Genomic DNA, 18,592 nt, shown 5'->3' with positions numbered 1-18,592 from the left:
ATGCCTCTGGGTGAGGCCGGTCGATCTGTGCGAGGAACCCGACGGCGTGAGGAGCCGCCGTGTCGTCCCCGGGTTCTCCGGAGGCGAGAACCCGGGACGACGTGGTGAGTGGGAGAGGCTGCCTTCCCAGGCCGTTCGACGGCCCGTTACGCGTCGAGCCAGACGTACTCGCCGAAGGCGTAGCCCATCAGGCTGCCGGTCGGCATCGGGCGCAGACCCTTCAGCTTGCTGGTGTAGCAGTCGAGGTTGCTGATGAAGGCCGGGATGCCGATGCCGGCCTGGTCATGCACCAGCACCTGCGCGTCGTGGTACATCTGCTTGCGCTTGGCCTCGTCGCGCTCGGCCCGGGCGGCGACGATCAGCTGGTCGAAGGTCGGGTTCTTCCAGCGCGACTCGTTCCAGTTCGCATCCGACTTGAAGAACAGGCTGAACAGCAGGTCGGCGGTCGGCCGCGGGTTGATGTTGCCGAAGCAGAACGGAGACTTCATCCAGTAGTTCGACCAGTAGCCGTCGGACGGGACCCGCTGGACGTCGATGTTGAGGCCGAGCTTCTTGGCGTCCTGCTGCAGCAGCACAGCCATCTCGACCGAGGCGTCGGCCGCCGGCGAGGCAACGAGCGGGATGGTCGAGCCGAGCACGCCGGCCTTGTTGAAGTGGAACTTCGCCTTCTCGGGGTCGAAGGGCCGCTGCGGGATGTCGGCGGCGTAGTAGCGGTTCGAGGGCGGGATCGGGTGGTCGTTGGCGACTTCGGCGTAGCCGCGGAAGATCGCGGTCCGCATCTGGTTGCGGTTGAGCAGGTACTTCATGCCCAGCACGAAGTCCGGGTGGGTGCCCGGGCCCTCGTCGAGGCGGGAGATCAGGTTGGTGTAGAGGCCGGCCTTGGTCTCGAGCACGCTGAAGCCGCCGGCGCTCTCGATCACCCGCAGCGAGCGCGGGTTGATCACCGCGGCGATCTGCACGTCGCCGGACAGGAGGGCGTTCAGCCGCGCCTGCTCGTCGGGCAGGCCGAAGAACTCGATGCTGTCGAGGAAGGGGCCGGGCTGGCGCCAGTAATTCGCGTTGCGGACCGCCATCGTGCGGACGCCCGGGGTGAACTCCTTGCAGGTGAACGGCCCGGTGCCGATGCCCTTGGAGAAGTCCGTCGTCCCGGACTGGACGATGTGGAAATGCGCGGTGCCGAGGATGACCGGCCAGTCGGCATTGGCGCCCGAGAGCACGATCGTGACCTCGTTCGGGCCGGATGCCTCGATCGACGTCATCTGCTTGGCCAGCGTGTTGGCCTTGGAGCCGACGGCCGGGTCGAGGTGGCGCTTGAGCGAGTAGACCACGTCGTCGGCCGTCAGCGACTTGCCGTCGTGGAAGGCCACGCCCTTGCGGATCTTGAAGGTCCAGGTCTTGGCGTCCTGGCTGTCGAAGCTCTCGGCCAGTTCCGGGGTCGGGGCGCCGCTCTCGTTGATGTGGACGAGCTTGTTGTAGAAGAAGTTGCAGCGGATGTAGTCGCTCGCCGTGGACTGCTTGGCCGGGTCGAGCGTGTCGGAGGTCGAGCTGGTATAGGTGCAGACGCGGATGTTGCCGCCGCGCTTCGGGGTCTGTGCCAGCGCCGCCGTGGCGCTGCCGAACACCGCGCCGCCGGCCATCAGGCCCATGCCGGCCGAGCCGAGCAGGCCGAGGATGTCGCGCCGCGACGCACCCCGGCGCACGCCGTCGAGGACGCGGCCGCGCTCGGCCGGGCTCATGGTCTCAAAGGCGTCTGCATCCCGCTGCGACATCGTCTTCCCCTTCGGCAGGCCTGGTGGTGCCGTCCCTGGTGCGGTGCGAACGTTCGATGTTGCACCGCCGAATTTTTAGGCATGTTCCGTCCGGCACAAACAATCATCACCATCTTCGTAGGATTGTCAACAATCAGAATCCATCGCCGGGAACTTGGCCGGAGCTTGGTCTCCGCCCCGTCCGGGGGCGGGTCTTCATGCCGTGCGGCCGGCCTTCTGCGGCAGGTTCTGCCGTCCCGGCATCCGGCATCGCGGGGGTGAGGGTGCCGGGACGGGCTATGATTCGACGAAGACCCGAGCCACCGCGAGACCCCCCGATGACCGACGCCGCCGCCCACCTGTCCGACCTCGTCGCGATCCCCTCGGTGTGCCGCACCCCGAACGGTGCGATCGTGGCGCTGGTGCGCGACCGCCTCGCCCGCCACGGCGTCGAGGCCGCGGTGCTGCCGGGGCCGGAGGGCGACCGGGCCAACCTGTTCGCCACGATCGGCCCGCGCGACGTGCCGGGGATCGTGCTGTCGGGCCATCTCGACGTGGTGCCGGCCGGCGAGGGCTGGACCGGCGATCCCTTCTCCCTGCGCCGGATGGGCGACCGCCTGGTCGGGCGCGGCGCCGTCGACATGAAGGGCTTCGTCGCCTGCCTGCTCGCCCTGGTGCCCGAGATGGCGGCGGCCCCCCTGCGCCGGCCGATCCACCTCGCCCTGTCCTACGACGAGGAGGTCGGCTGTGTCGGCGTCCGCCACATGATCGCGCGGCTGCCCGAGCTGTGCGCGCCCCCGATCGGCTGCCTCGTCGGCGAGCCCTCGGAGATGCGGCCGGTCCTGCGCCACAAGGGCAAGGTGGCGGGGCGCCTCACGGTGCGCGGCCGGGCCGGCCATTCCTCGCGGCCCGACCTTGCCGACAACGCCGTGCACCTGGCCGCCGACCTCGTCGGGCTGGTGCGGGGAACGCACGAGCGCCTCACCCGCGAGGGGCCGTTCCACCCGCTGTTCGAGCCCGCCTCCTCGACGCTGCAGGTCGGGGTGATCGCCGGCGGCACCGGGGTCAACGTCGTGCCCGATACCTGCCGGGTCGAGTGGGAGGCGCGCGCCGTGCCGGGCACCGACCCGATGACGATCCACGATGCGCTCCTTGCCGGCGTCGCCGGCCTCGTCGCCCCCCTGCGGGCGGCCGGGCGCGAGGTCGCGGTCGAGAGCGAGATCCTGTCGCTCTACCCCGCCCTCGACCTCGCCGACGACGCCCCCTTGCGCGGCCTGGCCGAATCCTGGTCCGGCCATGCCGCCCTCGGGGCGGTGAGCTACGGCACCGAGGCGGGATTGTTCCAGGCCGCCGGCATCCCGTCGATCATCTGCGGCCCGGGTCGCATCGCCGAGGCGCACCGGCCCGACGAATCGATCGGGCTGGCCGACCTCGAGGCATGCTGCGCCATGCTGCGCCGGGTGATCGCCGATCAGGCTTGACCGTAAAACAAAGTAAAGGACAGACGAACCGGGCCAGCGAGAGTGCGTTGTCGGGGTCAGGATCTGACAATCTCGGGATCCGACAGGAGAGCAGCATGCGTTCGATTCTCGCAGGACTCGCCGCCGGCCTTCTCGTCGCGGGCGCGGCCTCGGCCCAGACCGCCGCCCCGTCCACCGCGCCCGGCACCATGGGCACGGGACCAGCGACGACCGGCACCGTCGCGCCGATGCCGAACAATACCGGCGGCTCCGCCGGCACCGTCGTGGCGCCCGGGCCCAACGGTGCCTCGACCATCACCGGCAACTCGGCGGCGGGCGGCAATGCCGGCCAGCCGGAGCGGGCGGTGCCGCAGGGCAGCGGCAGCAGCGGCAGCGGCCGGTAAGGTCGGACGGCCGACGGGCGTTGGAGAGAGGATCGGGGCGAGGGTTGGGGCGAGGGTTGGGGACGGAGCGTGCCGCCCCTGGGCCCCCGCCTCGGCAACCCACCCCAGCCTCGGCAGTTTGAAGGCGGAGATCCCTGGAACGTTCCGGGGCGGCCCCTTCTGCTGCCGAGGTTTTTCCATGGCCAGAACCGTCAGCAAGTCAGCCGGCAAGAAGGCGACGGGCAAGAAGATCGCACACAAGGCGAGCGCCGGGAAAGCTCCGGTCGGGCGACCCACCGCGGCGACCGCCGCGAACGGGGACGAGATGTCCCGGATGCTGCCCGTCATCCTCGCCGACCAGCTCGCCGAGGCGATCCGAGCCGGCGCCGTCCTCTCCACCCTGCCCGAGCCGATGCTCGACATCGTCACCCTCGACGGCGCCCCCGAGGCCCTGTTCGACCTCCTGGCGGAGGAGGGCCGCAAGACGCGGCGCGACGAGGATCGCTGCACGGCCGCGCTGATGCTGATCGGCAGCGCCCTCGGCGAACTCCGCATGGCCGTCGAGGCGGAGCCGGGAGGAGCGGCCGCCGTCGCCCTTCTGGTGTTGTTCGAGCGCCTGGGAAGGGCGGCCGAGACCGGCGCGTTGCCGCCCGACCTGCTGGTCGGGATCGCCCAGCAATTCGTCGGCGCACGGCTGCCGCTGCCGGAACCGATGCGCGACCTGATCGCCGGGGCGGCTCTGGCGCCGATGGAGGGCGTGCGGCTGCCGAGCCCGGAGGAGATGGCGGCCGATTTCGCGCAGGCCGCCGAGGCCATGGATCACGACCCGTTCCTGATCCACGAGCAGATGGCCGAGCAATTCGCGGTCTTCCCCGACGAAGTCCTCGTCACGGCGATCGGCCTGATGATCGAGTCGGACGTGCCGGCGATGCGCGAGGCGGCCCTGGGCTGGCTCACCGATTCGAACCCTCAGGTCGTCCGGGCGACGGCGGAGCGCCTTGCAGCTGCGGCGCGGAAGGGGCGGGTCTCGGCGGTCGGCGCCGACCGGCTGGCCGCGATGCGGCCCTAGCTGCCGGACGAGGTGCAGGAGCCCGTCGGGGCCGCGATCGCGGCGAGCCGCGGGCAAGGCGGGCACCTGCGGCTCGCGGAAGGGCTCGCACCGGCGCGCGCGGTCCGTTTCATGGCCACCGGCTGCGACGGCGGCGGGGCGCAGAGCGTCTTCGTGCTGGTCGACGAGGCCGACCGGCACGTCTTCGCCGCCCTCTTGATGAAGCACGGCCACGGCCTGCGCGAGGCCATTCTGCAGGACGATCTCGGCCCCGCGGGCTCCGCCGAGTTCCTCGCCGGGATCGCCCGCACCATCGATCTCTTCGACGCGTCGCCCGACTTCGTTCGCGACCTGATCGCCCACGGCCTCGCCACCGGTCTCGCGGCCGGCGAGCCGTCGCCCTTCGCCTTGCTGAACTTTCTCGACATCGTCGGCCTGCCGCCGATCGCGCCCACGCGCCTGGAGCCCGGCACGATCGTCGGCCAGCTCCTCGACGGGCTGCCGGAGGAGCGCCGCTCGGAGGCGGCCACGACGGCGGCGCTCGCCGCCTCGGCGACCTGGGCGAAGGTCTATCACTTCCCGGCGAGCTGGTTCGAGGCGGGCCTCGCGGCCGTGCGGATTTCCGGCAAGAAGCGGCAGGGCGCGGTGCTCGCGCGGATGGTCGAGCCGCGGCGGGCCATCTGGGGCGAGCGGCTGGCCTGGATCGCCAAGGCGGCACGGGGCATCGAGGCCGCGACGGCCGAGGCGAAGGCCGGCGAGGCCGCACCGGCCGGAGCCGGACGCGGCCGGCGCAGGGCGCACGCCCCCGACGCCTGGATCGACCTCGCCCTCGTCGCCCGCGCCTTCCTGGACGGGACGCCCATCGAGGACATTCCGCTGGCCGCCGGGATCGCCCGGCAGACCATCGCGGCGAACCGGCACCGGTGACGGCGGGCACCGTGACCCGCCTCTGCGCCATATCCCGATTCTATCGCGCCCGCCCGTCGATCGTATTGGAATTGCCCCTCCCGGCGCGGTAACACCGCGCCCAACAGCAGGCCGGCCGCCGTCAGGGCGGCCGGTCGCCACGGGAGGGACACGCATGAACGCCCATCAGCATTTCATCGGTGGCACCTGGGTCGGCGGCGAGGCTACCCTGCCGGTCCTCAATCCGTCGCACGGCCAGGAGATGGCCCGCATCGCCCGCGGCGGCGCCAAGGAGATCGACGACGCCGTCAAGGCCGGCCACGCCGCCATGGACGGCGAGTGGGGCCGCCTCGACGCCGCCTCCCGCGGCCGGCTGATGCTCAAGCTCGCCGAGCTGATCCGCCGCGACGCCGAGATCCTGGCGAAGATGGAGAGCGAGGACGTCGGCAAGCCGATGACGCTCGCCCGCAACGACGCCCAGGTCTGCGCCCGCTATTTCGAGTATTACGGCGGCGCCGCCGACAAGGTGCACGGCGACACGATCCCGTTCCAGAACGGCTTCACCGTCATGACCGTCTACGAGCCGCACGGCGTCGTCGGCGTGATCGTGCCCTGGAACTATCCCCTCCAGATGACCGGCCGCTCGGTCGCCCCGGCGCTCGCCATGGGCAACGCCGTGGTGCTCAAGCCCGCCGAGGACACGTCGCTCTCGGCCCTGCATCTGGCCAAGCTCGCGGCCGAGGCCGGCTTCCCGGCCGGCAGCCTCAACGTGGTGACCGGCCTCGGTGAGGAGGCGGGCGCGGCGCTCGCCTCGCACAAGGGCATCCACCACATCAGCTTCACCGGCTCGCGCGAGGTCGGGGTGCTGATCCAGACCGCCGCGGCCAAGAACACGATTCCGGTGACGCTGGAACTCGGCGGCAAGTCGCCTCAGGTCGTCTTCGCGGATGCCGACCTGTCGGAGGCCGGCAACGTCATCGTCAAGGCGATCACCCAGAATGCCGGCCAGACCTGCTCGGCCGGCTCCCGCGTGGTGATCGAGGACGCGATCTACGACAGCTTCACCGCCGACCTCGCCCGGCGCTTCAAGGACCTGCGGGTCGGCTCGGGCGAGCAGGATCTCGACCTCGGTCCGGTGGTCAACGCCAAGCAGTGCGAGCGGGTGCAGAGCTACATCGACCTCGCCCGCCGCGACGGCCTCACCATCCTGGCCGAAGGGGAGCTCGGCACCAACGTGCCGGGCGACGGCTACTATGTCCGCCCGACCCTGATCGGCGACGTGCCGCCGGACCACCGCCTCGCCCAGGAAGAGATCTTCGGGCCGGTCCTGGTGGCGATCCGGGTGCGCGACGAGGCCGAGGCCCTCGCGGTCGCGAACGGCACCGAGTACGGGCTGGCCGCCGGCATCTGGACCTCGGATCTCGGCAAGGCGCTCCGCCTGTCGAAGGGCATCAAGTCGGGCCAGGTCTTCGTCAACAATTACGGCGCGGGCGGCGGCGTCGAGCTGCCCTTCGGCGGCGTGAAGGGCTCGGGCCACGGCCGCGAGAAGGGCTTCGAGGCGCTCTACGGCTTCGGCGCCATGAAGATGATCGCGATCAAGCACGGGGTCTGACGATCATGGTGGCGGGGAGTTTGGCGGCGAGGAGTGGGGTCAGGCCGCTCGGCGGTCTGACCGTGGTGGCGCTCGAGCAGGCGGTGGCAGCCCCCTACTGCTCCTCGCGCCTGGCCGATGCGGGCGCCCGCGTCATCAAGATCGAGCGGCCGGAGGGCGATTTCGCCCGCGGCTACGATGCGGCGGTGAACGGGCTGGCGAGCTACTTCGTCTGGCTCAACCGCGGCAAGGAGAGCCTGGTCGCCGACATCAAGGACCCGGGCGACGCAAGGCTCCTCCACGCCGTCCTCGCCAAGGCCGACGTGTTCATCCAGAACCTCGCGCCGGGCGCCGCCGCCCGGGCCGGGTTCGGCTCGGAGGAATTGCGCGCCCGCTATCCGCGGCTCATCACCGTGGACGTGACCGGCTACGGGAGCGGGCACTCCTACTCGGACATGAAGGCCTACGACCTGCTGGTCCAGGCCGAGAGCGGGCTGGCCGAGATCACCGGCCATCCGGCCGGCCCGGGCCGGGTCGGCGTCTCGGTCTGCGACATCGCCTGCGGCATGGCGGCCCATGCGGCGGTGCTGGAGGCGCTGATCGCCCGCGGCATCACCGGCGAGGGCGCGAAGCTCGAGGTCAGCCTGTTCGACGGCATGGCCGACTGGATGAACGTACCCTTGCTCTACTTCGAGGGTACCGGCCGGGCGCCGCAGCGGGTGGGCTTGGCGCACCCCTCGATCTGCCCCTACGGCGCCTTCCCGACCCGGGATGGGGCCCTGGTGCTGATCTCGATCCAGAACGAGCGCGAATGGGCCAGGTTCTGCGCCGAGTTCCTGCGCCGTCCCGACCTGCCGTCGCAGGGAGGCTTCGAGAGCAACAACGCCCGGGTGGCCAACCGCCCCGAGGTCGATGCGGTGGTGGCGCAAGTCTTCGCGGGTTTGAGCCGCGACGAGGCGGCGGCGCGGCTGCGCACGGCCGGCACCGCATACGGCTTCGTCAACGGGCTCGCCGACCTCGTCTCGCATCCGGCCCTGCGGCGGGTCACCGTCGAGACCCAGGCCGGCCCGGCCTCGATCGTCGCGCCGCCCGCGCTCCGCAACGGCCAGGCGCCGGTGCTGGGACGCGTGCCGGGGATCGGCGAGCACAGCGAGGCGATCCGGCGGGAATTCGCGGCGTAAGGGCCGGGGCGCAGTCCTTTCCGCTTCCCAGGGTCATCCCGGGCTCCGCTGCGCGGCCCCGGGATGACGCAGTGCTTGTTCAAGCAATGTAGACGCTGCACATTGCATGGCGAATTCAGGAGGACCACCATGGCCACCATCCGCGAAGAGGACCTGGTCGCCTCCATCGCCGACGCCCTGCAATTCATCTCGTACTACCACCCGGCGGACTACATCCAGAACCTCGCCGAGGCCTGGCGGCGCGAGGAGAGCCCGGCGGCCCGGGACGCGATGGCGCAGATCCTGGTCAATTCCCGCATGGCCGCCTTCGGCCGGCGGCCGATCTGCCAGGATACCGGCACGGCGCAAATCTTCATGAAGGTCGGGCTCGGCGCCCGCATCGTGTCGAACCGCTCGCTCCAGGAGATCGTCGACGAGGGCGTGCGCCGCGCCTGGCGCGAGGAGCGCAACCCGCTGCGCGCCTCCGTGGTCTCCGAGCCGCTCTTCGGCCGCCGCAACACCGGCGACAACGCCCCCGCCATGCTCCACGTCGAGATGGTGGCCGGTGACGCCGTCGAGGTCCACGTCGCGGCCAAGGGCGGCGGATCGGAGAACAAGGCGAAGTTCGCCGCCCTCAACCCGAGCGACTCCGTCGCCGACTGGGTGGTGCGCACCGTCGAGACGCTCGGCGCCGGCTGGTGCCCGCCCGGCATGCTCGGCATCGGCGTCGGCGGCTCGCCCGAGAAGGCGATGACGCTGGCCAAGCTCTCCCTCCTCGATCCGATCGACCTGCCGCAGATCCGCGCCCGCGGGCCGTCGTCGAAGGAAGAGGAGTTGCGGCTGGAGATCTTCGAGCGGGTCAACGCGCTCGGCATCGGCGCGCAGGGCCTCGGCGGGCTCACCACCGTGCTCGACGTGAAGCTGAAGACCTTCCCGGTCCACGCCGCCTCGCTGCCCGTCGGCCTGATTCCGCAATGCGCCGCCGACCGGCACGCCCATTTCACCCTCGACGGCAGCGGCCCGGCCGTCTTCACCCCGCCCTCCCTCGATCTCTGGCCGCAGGACATCAGCGTCGCGACGGCGGCCGGGCGGCGGGTCGATCTCGACCGGCTGACCCGCGAGGAGGTGGCGACCTGGCGCGCCGGCGAGACCCTGCTGCTCTCGGGCCGCCTGCTCACCGGGCGGGACGCGGCGCACCTGCGCCTGACCCGGATGCTGGAAGCCGGCGAGCCCCTGCCGGTCGATCTGCGCGACCGGGCGATCTACTATGTCGGCCCGGTCGACGCGGTTGGCGACGAGGCGGTGGGCCCGGCCGGTCCCACCACCGCGACCCGGATGGACAAGTTCCTGGAGCCGATCCTGTCGCGGACCGGCCTCCTCGTCATGGTCGGCAAGGCCGAGCGCGGTCCCGCCGCCGTCGAGACCATCGCCCGCCACGGGGCGGCCTACCTGATCGCGGTGGGCGGCGCGGCCTACCTCGTCTCGAAGGCGATCAAGTCGGCGCGGGTGCTGGCCTTCGCCGATCTCGGCATGGAGGCGATCCACGAGTTCATCGTCGAGGACATGCCGGTCACCGTGGCGGTGGATGCCGCCGGCACCTCGGTCCACCGCGACGGCCCGGCCCGCTGGCGCCGGCCGGTGCGGGAGATGGCGCCGGCGTAGAGGTGCGGCCGGTCTCCAGTCGAGCGCTGGCTTCTCCCTCCCCCCTCCGCGGGGGAGGGTGCCCGGCGAAGCCGGGCGGGAGAGGGGACGACGTGTCCGGAAAGGTCGCGACTTTGATCAAGGGCGCCCCCTGGATCAGCGTCGCGCGGCCCCTCTCCCGGCCTGCTCCGTAGGCCATCCTCCCCCGCGGAGATGGAGGGTCATGCTCGGCGCCGCCGCGCGCATGCGTCCCGCCGTCACCGTTCAGTCACGCCCGCGTGCTGAATCGGACGGCACAAGGAGACACGCGTGACCGGCATGACGCGCTACGCCCTCTACTTCACGCCGACGCCCGGCTCGGACCTCGCCCGCTTCGGCAACGCCGTCCTCGGGTATGACAACCACACCGGCGCGGAACTCCCCCGCCCCGACGGGATGGCCGACCTCGCGGGCGTGACCGGCTCGCCCCGCCTCTACGGCTTCCACGCCACCCTGAAGGCACCGATGCGGCTCGCGCCCGGCATCGCCGAGGCCGACCTGCTCGCGGCGGCCGGGACGCTGGCCGCGGATCACCCGCCGGTTCCGGTCGGCCCCCTGCAAGTCGCGACCCTCGGCGCCTTCACGGCGCTGATCCCGCAAGCCGCTCCCCCGGAACTCGGCCTGTTCGCCGCCGAATGCGTCGCCGCCTTCGAGCCGTTCCGCGCGCGGCTGACCGAGTCCGAGACCGCCCGCCGCAAGCCGGAGCGCCTGAGCCCCCGCGGCCGCGCCCTGCTGGCGGCCTGGGGCTACCCGCACGTCTTCGAGGAATTCCGCTTCCACATGACCCTGACCGACGCCCTGCCGGAGGCGGCCCGTGCCCCCTGGCGCGAGCGCCTGGCGGAGGCCTACGGCGAGGGCGTGCCCCTCACCCTCGACGCCCTGTCGGTCCTGCGCCAGGACGGCACCGGCCCGTTCCGGGTGGTGCGGCGCATCCCGTTCGGAAGTTGACGCCATGGCCGGACAACTGGGCCCGGAGCCCGTCATCGACCCGACCGCCCGGGTGAGGGAGTGCCGCCTCGGCCGCTACACCGAGGTCGGTCCCCGCACCCAGCTCACCGAGACGGTGCTCGACGACTACTCCTACATCGGCAACGACGGCGAGGTGATCTACACCACGGTCGGCAAGTTCTGCTCGATCGCCGCGATGGTGCGGATCAACCCGGGCAACCACCCGATGGAGCGGGCCTCGCAGAACCACTTCACCTACCGCGCGGCCTCGTACTGGCCGGAGGAAGCGGACGAGCCGGCCTTCTTCGACCGGCGCCGGGCGTCTCCCGTCACGATCGGTCACGACGTCTGGATCGGCCACGGGGTCGTGGTGCTGCCCGGCCGCACCATCGGCACCGGTGCGGTGGTCGGGGCGGGCGCCATCGTCACCCGGGACGTCGACCCCTACACCATCGTTGTCGGCAATCCGGCCCGGCCGGTCCGCCGCCGCTTCGACGGGGCGAGCGTCGAGCGCTTGCTGGCCCTCGCCTGGTGGGACTGGGACCACGAACGCCTGCGACGGGCGCTCCCGGACTTCCGCGCCCTGCCGATCGAGGCCTTCCTGAATAAATACGCCGGCTAAGCACTGACGAGCTGTCATCCTGTTGTCGTTCAACCGGCGTTTACGTTCGCCCGAACAGTGGAAACGGGCGAGCGGATGCTGGTTGTCGAGAATCTCACGCGACAGTACGGGGCGCGCCGCGCCGTGGACGGCGTCAGCCTCTCCATCGCGCGCGGCAGCTTCGTCGGCGTGATCGGGCGCTCGGGCGCCGGCAAGTCGACCCTGCTGCGGATGCTCAACCGCCTCGCCGACCCGACGGGCGGTCGCATCCTCCACGACGGCACCGACGTGACGGCCCTGCGCGGCCGGGCGTTGCGGGCCTGGCGCGCGCGCTGCGCGATGATCTTCCAGCAGTTCAACCTCGTCGGCCGCCTCGACGTGATGACGAACGTGCTGATGGGCCGGCTCGACCAGGTGCCGACCCACCGCTCGCTCCTGAAGCTGTGGAGCGAGGAGGACCGGGCGCTGGCGCTGGCCGCCCTCGAGAATTTCGACATGGGGGCGTTCGCCGCCAACCGGGCCGACCAGCTCTCGGGCGGCCAGCAGCAGCGGGTCGCCATCGCCCGCGCGCTGGTGCAGGAGCCCGAGATCATCCTGGCCGACGAGCCGGTGGCCTCCCTCGACCCGCGCAACACCCGCCTGGTGATGGACGCGCTCGCCGACGCCAACAAGCGCTACGGCATCACGGTGCTCTGCAACCTGCACTCCCTCGACCTCGCCCGCGCCTATTGCGACCGGCTGATCGGCCTCTCGGCCGGCCGGGTGGTGTTCGACGGAAGCGGCTTCGACCTCACCGAGGACGTCGCCCGCACCCTCTACGGGCTCGAGGCCGGCGAGGTGATGGACCGGGGCGAGCCCGAGATCCCGCCGCCGCCGGTGCGGGCTCCGGTTCGCCACGCCGAGGCGCTGAGCGCCTGAATTCTTTGGTTCCGAGAAGGACTTGATCGATGCTGAACCGTCGCACCCTCGTGGGCGCCGCCGCCCTGATGCTCGCCGCCGGCCCCGCCCTGGCCCAGGACTGGAAGGCGAAGTACCCGGAACTGACCCTCGGCGTCATCCCGACCGAGAACGCCTCGGGCACCGTCGACCGCTGGACCCCGATCACTGCCTACCTCACCAAGGAGCTCGGCGTCCCGGTGAAGCTGCGGGTCGCCAACGACTACGCGGCGGTGATCGAGGGGCAGCGCGCCGGCAACATCCAGATCGCCTTCTACGGCCCGGCCTCCTTCGCCCGCGCGGTGATGACCGGCGTGAAGCTCGAGCCGCTGGTCAACCAGAAGCACGAGACCGGCGCCTCGGGCTACTACTCGGTGATCTACGTCCGGGCCGACAGCCCGTACAAGTCGATCGACGACCTGAAAGGCAAGAGCCTCGCCTTCGTCGATCCGAACTCGACCTCCGGCAACCAGGCCCCGCGCTTCTTCCTGCAGAAGGCCGGCCACGACGTCGAGAAGTTCTTCGGCAAGACCTTCTACGCCGGCAGCCACGAGAACGCCGTGCTGGCGCTGGTGCAGGGCACCGCCGACGCCGCCGCCAACCTCTACAATTCCGACACCGACACCACCGTCACCCGCATGGCCGCCAAGGGCATGAAGAAGCCCGACGGCACGCCGCTGAAGCAGTCGGATTTCCGCGTCGTGTTCAAGTCCGACTTCCTGCCCGAGGGCCCCTTCGCGGTGCTCTCCAGCCTGCCCGACGACCTGAAGCAGACGATCCGCCAGGCCTTCGTCGACCTGCCGACCAAGGACAAGGCCACCTTCGACAAGCTGTCGGACGGCAAGGACCTCGGTCTCAACCCGGTGACGCTGAAGGACTACCAGCCGATCATCGAGATGCTCCGCCACAACGACGAGCAGCGCAAGCGGTCTTAGTAACGCCTTGAGATCATGACGCTTTCACCTCCCCCCGGCGATCCCGGGCTTGCCCGGCATCGCTGCAAGCGGTGGGGAGGGGCCAGGGGTGGGGTGGTGCAGAAGGCACCGCCCAGCTCTACGCGGCACCACCCCACCCCCAACCCCTCCCCACAAGGGGGAGGGGAGGAGCCATTTCCGTGACCGTCCGCATCGAGAAACTCCCGCCCGACCGCGAGAGGAGGCTGCTCGCGGCCTACGCCGGCGCCGTCGCGTCGACGCGCCGGCGCACCCTGGCGGTGTTCGTCGCGATCGTGGCGCTCTACCTGCTCGCCGGCTGGATGGCCGAGGTGCGGCCGCTGACCTTCCTCGACAACATCCAGAATTTCACCGCCTATCTCGGCCAGATCCTGCCGGTCCTGACCCTGGCGAACCTGCCGGCGGACGTGGCGGCCTGGTACTGGGGCCTGCCGAAATGGCTCGGTCTCCTCGCCGAGACGCTGCTGATGGCCTATCTCGGCACGCTGTTCGGCGGCATCGCGGCCTTCCTCCTGTGCTTCCTCGCCTCCGCCAACCTGGTGCGCTCGGCGGCCCTCCGCTTCTGCGCCCGGCGCTTCCTGGAAGTGTGCCGCACGGTGCCGGAGGTGGTGTTCGCGCTGATCTTCGTCATCGCCTTCGGGCTCGGGCCGATGGTCGGCGTGCTCGCCATCGCCATCCACACCGCCGGCGCGCTCGGCAAGCTGTTCTCCGAGGTGGTCGAGAACATCGACATGAAGCCGGTCGAGGGGCTGACCGGCACCGGCGCCGACTTCGTCCAGACCGTGCGCTTCGCGGTGGTGCCGCAGGTGCTCTCGAATTTCGCCTCCTACGCGCTCCTGCGCTTCGAGATCAACGTGCGGGGAGCCGGGGTGATGGGCTTCGTCGGGGCCGGCGGCATCGGCCAGGAGTTCTTGGTTGCGATCCGCAACTTCTACTATTCGGACGTGAGCGCGATCCTGCTCCTCATCATCCTCACCGTGGTGGCGATCGATCTCGGCACGGAGCGCCTGCGCCACCACCTCCTCGGCCGGGAGGCGCACGCGTGAGCCGCCGTCCCCCCTCCGCCCTGCGTCGGGCCGCGCTCGCCGACCTCGACGGGTTGCGCCAGCGTCACCCCCAGGTCTTCCGGCCCTCGTGGCCGCGCCGCGCCGCCGTCGTCGGCACCCTCGCGGTCTTCGTCGGACTCGCGGCCTTCGCGATGGTGCGGCTCGATTTCTCGCTCCTGCGCATCCTGCACGGCCTGTATCGGCTGGGCGAGTTCGCCGGCATGATGCTGCCGCCGTCGGCCGGCGGGCGGCTCGGCCTGTTCGCGACCGCGCTCGGCGAGACCCTGGCGATCGCCTTCCTGGGCACCCTCACGGCGGCCTGCCTCGCCTTCCCGGCCGCGTTCCTGGCCGCCCGCAACGTGGTGCCGAACCCCTTCCTGCGCTTCGGGGTGCGCCGCGGCTTCGACGTGATCCGCTCCGTCGACGTGCTGATCTGGGCGCTGATCTGGATCAACGTCGTCGGCCTCGGGCCCTTCGCCGGGGCGCTCGCCATCGCCTGCTCGGATTTCGGCGCCCTCGGCAAGCTCTTCTCCGAGGCGATCGAGACCGCCGACCGCAAGGCGCAGGAGGGCGTGATCGCGTCCGGCGGCGGCCGGCTGCACCGGGTCCGCTTCGGCCTGGTGCCGGCGGTGCTGCCGGTGCTGGCGAGCCAGGTGCTGTACTTCTTCGAATCGAACACCCGCTCGGCCACCATCATCGGCATCGTCGGCGCCGGCGGCATCGGCCAGTACCTCACCGAGCTGATCCGGGTGCTGGAGATGCAGCAGGTCGCCTTCCTGGTGCTGATGATCCTCGCCGCCGTGGCGCTGATCGACCTCGTCTCGGGCCGCCTGCGCCGGGCGATCATCGGGGGCGCCGCGCACTAACGGCTAGGGGCCTGATTCCACCGCGTTTTCGCGCCCGCGAAGGGGTGCGAATTCCGCGGCGGCGCGATTGTCTTCCCCCGCGGCGGGCGCCTATAAGCCGGCTGTCTCACGCGTGCCTCGCGGCGTCGAGAGCCCCGCCGGGCGCTCTCCGCGCGCGAGGTTCACCAGCCGCCGGGGAGCAGCATGGCCGGGCATTCACAGTTCAAGAACATCATGCACCGCAAGGGCCGCGTCGACGCGGTCCGCTCGAAGGTCTTCTCCAAGCTCGCCCGGGAGATCACCGTGGCGGCCAAGCTCGGCACGCCCGACCCGTCGATGAACCCGCGCCTGCGCGCCGCCATCCTGGCGGCCCGGGCCGAGAACATGCCCAAGGACAACATCGAGCGCGCCATCAAGAAGGCCGCCGGCGGCGACGCGGAGAACTACGAGGAGGTCCGCTACGAGGGCTACGGCCCCGGCGGCGCCGCCCTGATCGTCGAGGCGCAGACCGACAACCGCAACCGCACCGCCTCCGACGTGCGCTCGGCGTTCACCAAGTCCGGCGGCAGCCTCGCCGAGACCGGCGCCGTCTCGTTCATGTTCGACCATGTCGGGCTCGTCGCCTTCGACGCCAAGGTGGCCGACGGCGACACGATGCTGGAAGCCGCCATCGAGGCCGGCGCCGACGACGTGAAGTCCGACGAGGGCGGCCACGAGGTCATCTGCGAGCAGGGGGCGCTGGGCGAGGTCTCCAAGACCCTCGAGGCCCGCTTCGGCGAGCCGCGCCGCACCGCCCTGATCTGGCGCGCCCAGAACACCGTCGACGTCGACGACGAGACCGCCGAGAAGCTGATCCGCCTCGTCGAGACGATCGAGGACCAGGACGACGTGCAGAACGTGTTCGTCAACTTCGCGGTGTCGGACGCCATGATGGCGAAGATGCAGGGGTGAGGTTCCATTCGCTTCCGAACGCGAACGAATGAAGCCCGATTTTGACATTTGCTGCGTCATCCTGGGGCTCGGCGCAGCCGAGAACCCGGGATCCGTGGCCGTCGACGGGGAAGAACCGTGCGGAACTCGTTCCGCGTCATCCTGAAGCGTCGGTGTTCATGGATCCCGGGTTCCGTTGCGCGGCCCCCGGGATGACCCGGCGGGTGGTCTTCCCGCTGAGGAGAACGAGTTCCGGCCGTCGCCGGCACCCGCTCACCCCGGCAACCGCAGCCGCGCCCGCAACCCCCCCATCCCCGACCGGTCGAGCTCCAGCCCGCCGCCGTAGAGCTCCGCCAGTTCCGTGGTGATCGCCAGGCCGAAGCCGTGGCCCGGCACGGTCTCGTCGAGGCGCCGGCCGCGCTGCGCCACCGCCGCCAGCGCCTCCGGCCCGAGGCCGGGGCCGTCATCCTCGATCGTCACCACCACGTCGCTCCGTGCGCCTTCCGCCGACACCCGCACCATGCCGGTGCACCACGTACAGGCATTGTCGATCAGGTTGCCGAGCATCTCGTCGAGATCCTGCGGGTCGCAAGCCACCGCGAGGCCGGGGGGGATCTCGTGGGTCACCCGCACCCCCTTCTCGGCGTGGAGCCGCTCGAGCGTGCCGGCGAGGTCGGCGACCGGCCCGGCCAGCCCGGTGCGGATCCGCGTCGCCCCGGTGAGAGCGGCGCTGCGGGCGCGGCGCAGATGGTGGCGCACCCCGCGGTCGAGGCTGCCGACGAGGTGGGCCAGGCGCCCGTCCGGATCGCGGCCGGGCTCGGACAGGGCGAGCGACAGCGTGGCGAGCGGCGTCTTCAGGCCGTGGGCGAGGTTCGCCACATGGGTGCGGGCCTGGGCGAGCTGCGCCGCGTTCTGGTCGAGGAGGGCGTTGATCTCGGCGGCGAGCGGCCGGATCTCGGCGGGCTGCGGCTCGGGCACCCGCTCGCGCCGGCCCGCCCGCACCGCTTCCAGCTCCCGGCGCAGCCGGTCCAGGGGCTTGAGACCGAGGCGCACCTGCGCCACCGCGCCGGCCGCGAGGCACACGCCCAGCACGCCGAGGCTCGCGGCGAGCGCCAGCCCGGCCTCGCGCAACGGGCCGTAGAGGGCCTCGCGCGGTGCGCTCGCCGTCACCACGGTCCCGTCCGGGAGCGAGAGGACGCGCAGGATCAGCGCCTCGCCGCGCGGGCCGCTGCCCTCCGCCGGGTGCGGCCGGTCGTCCCCATCCGGAGCCGCCGCCACATCGAGGGGCCGGCCGACGAGCGAGGCGGAGCCGAGGACGGCCGCGCCCCGCCGGATCTGCCAGGTCCAGCCCGAGCCCGGCCGGTCGAAGGGCGGCGCGTCGAAATCGCGGGACAGGCGCAAGGACGGGCCCGGCTCCAGCCCCGAGGCCAGGGACACGATCTGGGCGTCGAGCCGGGAATCGATCTGCCCGCGCACGAAGCGGGCGAGGATCAGCCCGATGGCGAGGCCGGCCACCACCAGGGCCACCGCGATCAGAGCCAGCGCCCCGAGGAGCAGGCGCCGGCGCAGGGAGCCGATCTGGCCCAGCCCCATCACGACGCCTCCCCGGCGGTGAGCCGGTAGCCGTGGCCGCGGACGGTCTCGATCCGGGCCGGGGCGATCTTGCGGCGCAGCCGGGTGATGATGACCTCGACCGAGTTCGAATCGACCTCGGCGTCGCCCTCGTAGACCCGCTCCAGCAGCTCGCCCCGGGGCACCACGCCGTCGCGGCGCAGGATCAGGCAGGCCAGGACCCGCCATTCGAGCCCGGTGAGCTTCAAGGGCAGCCCGTCGCGGGTGAAGGCGCCGAGGCCGGGATCGAAGCTGACCGGCCCGCAGGTGACCGACGTGGCGCCGTGGGCCGCGGCGCGGCGCACCAGGGCACGCAGGCGGATCACCAGCTCCTCGACCCGGAACGGCTTCACCAGGTAGTCGTCGGCCCCGGCCTTGAAGCCCGCCACCTTGTCGCTCCAGGCGTCGCGCGCGGTCAGGATCAGCACCGGCAGGGTGCGTCCGGCGGCGCGCCAGCCCTGCAGCACCGAAAGGCCGTCGCGCTTCGGCAGGCCGAGATCGAGCACCGCCGCGTCGTAGGTCTCGGTGTCGCCGAGATGGGCGCCGTCCTCGCCGTTGCGGGCGTGGTCGACGGCGCAGTTCTCGGCGCGCAGGACCCTCAGGATCTCGGCGGCGAGGGCGGCATCGTCCTCGACGAGCAGGAGCTTCATGGGTGATCGATGTCGGGTGAGTGGAGCGGATTCCGCCGTAGTCCCGGCGGTTTAACCGAACCTGAACGGCCCGGTTCAGACCCGGTTCCCGGGCCT

At 71.5% G+C, this 18,592-nt stretch carries 17 protein-coding genes; 14 read left to right on the top strand and 3 right to left on the bottom strand.

The features are described from left to right. Nucleotides 1-146 precede the first annotated feature (146 nt). Complete coding sequence (locus G4G93_RS00500) at nucleotides 147-1,769, bottom strand: ABC transporter substrate-binding protein (protein WP_165080209.1); 1,623 nt, start codon at nucleotides 1,767-1,769, stop codon at nucleotides 147-149. A gap of 317 nt (nucleotides 1,770-2,086) precedes the next feature. Between G4G93_RS00500 and argE the strand changes: the two genes are divergently transcribed. The 14 genes from argE (at nucleotide 2,087) to G4G93_RS00430 (ending at nucleotide 16,256) form a co-directional block, all read left to right on the top strand. Continuing rightward, nucleotides 2,087-3,229 carry an acetylornithine deacetylase gene (gene argE, locus G4G93_RS00495; RefSeq protein ID WP_165080205.1) on the top strand — a complete coding sequence of 381 codons (1,143 nt, stop codon included), beginning with the start codon at nucleotides 2,087-2,089 and terminating at the stop codon, nucleotides 3,227-3,229. A gap of 95 nt (nucleotides 3,230-3,324) precedes the next feature. Further along, nucleotides 3,325-3,612, top strand: coding sequence for a hypothetical protein (locus tag G4G93_RS00490; RefSeq protein WP_165080202.1), 288 nt, complete (start codon nucleotides 3,325-3,327; stop codon nucleotides 3,610-3,612). 178 nt (nucleotides 3,613-3,790) lie between these two features. Further along, nucleotides 3,791-4,660 (top strand): hypothetical protein, encoded by an 870-nt coding sequence (locus tag G4G93_RS00485; protein ID WP_165080200.1) that lies wholly within the window; start codon nucleotides 3,791-3,793, stop codon nucleotides 4,658-4,660. 12 nt (nucleotides 4,661-4,672) lie between these two features. Beyond that, nucleotides 4,673-5,566, top strand: a complete 894-nt coding sequence (locus tag G4G93_RS00480; protein ID WP_165080198.1) for a hypothetical protein — start codon at nucleotides 4,673-4,675, stop codon at nucleotides 5,564-5,566. Between the two features lie 154 nt (nucleotides 5,567-5,720). After that, the gene (locus G4G93_RS00475; protein WP_165080196.1) at nucleotides 5,721-7,157 is read left to right on the top strand and encodes an aldehyde dehydrogenase family protein; all 1,437 of its coding nucleotides are present in this window, start codon (nucleotides 5,721-5,723) and stop codon (nucleotides 7,155-7,157) included. Nucleotides 7,158-7,162: 5 nt separating this feature from the next. Then, nucleotides 7,163-8,317 (top strand): CaiB/BaiF CoA-transferase family protein, encoded by a 1,155-nt coding sequence (locus tag G4G93_RS00470; protein WP_165080193.1) that lies wholly within the window; start codon nucleotides 7,163-7,165, stop codon nucleotides 8,315-8,317. 129 nt (nucleotides 8,318-8,446) lie between these two features. Next, nucleotides 8,447-9,958 carry a fumarate hydratase gene (locus tag G4G93_RS00465; RefSeq protein WP_165080190.1) on the top strand — a complete coding sequence of 504 codons (1,512 nt, stop codon included), beginning with the start codon at nucleotides 8,447-8,449 and terminating at the stop codon, nucleotides 9,956-9,958. A 297-nt stretch (nucleotides 9,959-10,255) separates the two neighbouring features. Beyond that, nucleotides 10,256-10,924 carry a DUF1045 domain-containing protein gene (locus G4G93_RS00460; protein WP_165081280.1) on the top strand — a complete coding sequence of 223 codons (669 nt, stop codon included), beginning with the start codon at nucleotides 10,256-10,258 and terminating at the stop codon, nucleotides 10,922-10,924. Between the two features lie 4 nt (nucleotides 10,925-10,928). Continuing rightward, nucleotides 10,929-11,546 carry a chloramphenicol acetyltransferase gene (locus tag G4G93_RS00455; RefSeq protein ID WP_165080187.1) on the top strand — a complete coding sequence of 206 codons (618 nt, stop codon included), beginning with the start codon at nucleotides 10,929-10,931 and terminating at the stop codon, nucleotides 11,544-11,546. A 75-nt stretch (nucleotides 11,547-11,621) separates the two neighbouring features. Continuing rightward, nucleotides 11,622-12,443 carry a phosphonate ABC transporter ATP-binding protein gene (gene phnC, locus G4G93_RS00450; RefSeq protein WP_246736462.1) on the top strand — a complete coding sequence of 274 codons (822 nt, stop codon included), beginning with the start codon at nucleotides 11,622-11,624 and terminating at the stop codon, nucleotides 12,441-12,443. A 29-nt stretch (nucleotides 12,444-12,472) separates the two neighbouring features. Further along, on the top strand, nucleotides 12,473-13,396 hold the full coding sequence (phnD, locus tag G4G93_RS00445; protein WP_165080184.1) for a phosphonate ABC transporter substrate-binding protein: 924 nt from the start codon (nucleotides 12,473-12,475) through the stop codon (nucleotides 13,394-13,396). Between the two features lie 179 nt (nucleotides 13,397-13,575). After that, entirely contained in the window at nucleotides 13,576-14,460 is an 885-nt protein-coding gene (gene phnE, locus G4G93_RS00440; RefSeq protein ID WP_165080183.1) for a phosphonate ABC transporter, permease protein PhnE, read from the top strand. Further along, nucleotides 14,457-15,326 (top strand): phosphonate ABC transporter, permease protein PhnE, encoded by an 870-nt coding sequence (phnE, locus tag G4G93_RS00435; protein WP_165080156.1) that lies wholly within the window; start codon nucleotides 14,457-14,459, stop codon nucleotides 15,324-15,326. The genes phnE (G4G93_RS00440) and phnE (G4G93_RS00435) overlap by 4 nt, the downstream gene beginning before the upstream one ends. 183 nt (nucleotides 15,327-15,509) lie before the next feature. Next, nucleotides 15,510-16,256 (top strand): YebC/PmpR family DNA-binding transcriptional regulator, encoded by a 747-nt coding sequence (locus G4G93_RS00430; RefSeq protein WP_165080154.1) that lies wholly within the window; start codon nucleotides 15,510-15,512, stop codon nucleotides 16,254-16,256. Nucleotides 16,257-16,508: 252 nt separating this feature from the next. On the opposite strand, the gene G4G93_RS00425 is transcribed toward G4G93_RS00430, so the two are convergent. Beyond that, nucleotides 16,509-17,828 carry a sensor histidine kinase gene (locus G4G93_RS00425; protein WP_165080152.1) on the bottom strand — a complete coding sequence of 440 codons (1,320 nt, stop codon included), beginning with the start codon at nucleotides 17,826-17,828 and terminating at the stop codon, nucleotides 16,509-16,511. After that, nucleotides 17,828-18,496, bottom strand: coding sequence for a response regulator transcription factor (locus G4G93_RS00420; protein WP_165080150.1), 669 nt, complete (start codon nucleotides 18,494-18,496; stop codon nucleotides 17,828-17,830). Before G4G93_RS00420 ends, G4G93_RS00425 begins: the two co-directional genes overlap by 1 nt. Nucleotides 18,497-18,592: the final 96 nt, after the last annotated feature.

It is taken from the genome of Methylobacterium sp. DB0501 (genome assembly GCF_011043735.1).
In the GTDB taxonomy this organism is placed as follows: Bacteria; Pseudomonadota; Alphaproteobacteria; order Rhizobiales; family Beijerinckiaceae; genus Methylobacterium; species Methylobacterium alsaeris.
Note: the sequence above shows the minus strand (reverse complement) of the source record. Positions and strands in the feature narration are given on the sequence as shown.

Excerpts from the sequence above, each read along its gene's own strand:
- G4G93_RS00500 (WP_165080209.1), bottom strand. The coding sequence starts at position 1,769 with ATGTCGCAGCGGGATGCAGACGCCTTTGAGACCATGAGCCCGGCCGAG.
- argE (WP_165080205.1), top strand. The coding sequence starts at position 2,087 with ATGACCGACGCCGCCGCCCACCTGTCCGACCTCGTCGCGATCCCCTCG.
- G4G93_RS00490 (WP_165080202.1), top strand. The coding sequence starts at position 3,325 with ATGCGTTCGATTCTCGCAGGACTCGCCGCCGGCCTTCTCGTCGCGGGC.
- G4G93_RS00485 (WP_165080200.1), top strand. The coding sequence starts at position 3,791 with ATGGCCAGAACCGTCAGCAAGTCAGCCGGCAAGAAGGCGACGGGCAAG.
- G4G93_RS00475 (WP_165080196.1), top strand. The coding sequence starts at position 5,721 with ATGAACGCCCATCAGCATTTCATCGGTGGCACCTGGGTCGGCGGCGAG.
- G4G93_RS00470 (WP_165080193.1), top strand. The coding sequence starts at position 7,163 with ATGGTGGCGGGGAGTTTGGCGGCGAGGAGTGGGGTCAGGCCGCTCGGC.
- G4G93_RS00465 (WP_165080190.1), top strand. The coding sequence starts at position 8,447 with ATGGCCACCATCCGCGAAGAGGACCTGGTCGCCTCCATCGCCGACGCC.
- G4G93_RS00460 (WP_165081280.1), top strand. The coding sequence starts at position 10,256 with ATGACGCGCTACGCCCTCTACTTCACGCCGACGCCCGGCTCGGACCTC.
- G4G93_RS00455 (WP_165080187.1), top strand. The coding sequence starts at position 10,929 with ATGGCCGGACAACTGGGCCCGGAGCCCGTCATCGACCCGACCGCCCGG.
- phnC (WP_246736462.1), top strand. The coding sequence starts at position 11,622 with ATGCTGGTTGTCGAGAATCTCACGCGACAGTACGGGGCGCGCCGCGCC.
- phnD (WP_165080184.1), top strand. The coding sequence starts at position 12,473 with ATGCTGAACCGTCGCACCCTCGTGGGCGCCGCCGCCCTGATGCTCGCC.
- G4G93_RS00430 (WP_165080154.1), top strand. The coding sequence starts at position 15,510 with ATGGCCGGGCATTCACAGTTCAAGAACATCATGCACCGCAAGGGCCGC.
- G4G93_RS00425 (WP_165080152.1), bottom strand. The coding sequence starts at position 17,828 with ATGGGGCTGGGCCAGATCGGCTCCCTGCGCCGGCGCCTGCTCCTCGGG.
- G4G93_RS00420 (WP_165080150.1), bottom strand. The coding sequence starts at position 18,496 with ATGAAGCTCCTGCTCGTCGAGGACGATGCCGCCCTCGCCGCCGAGATC.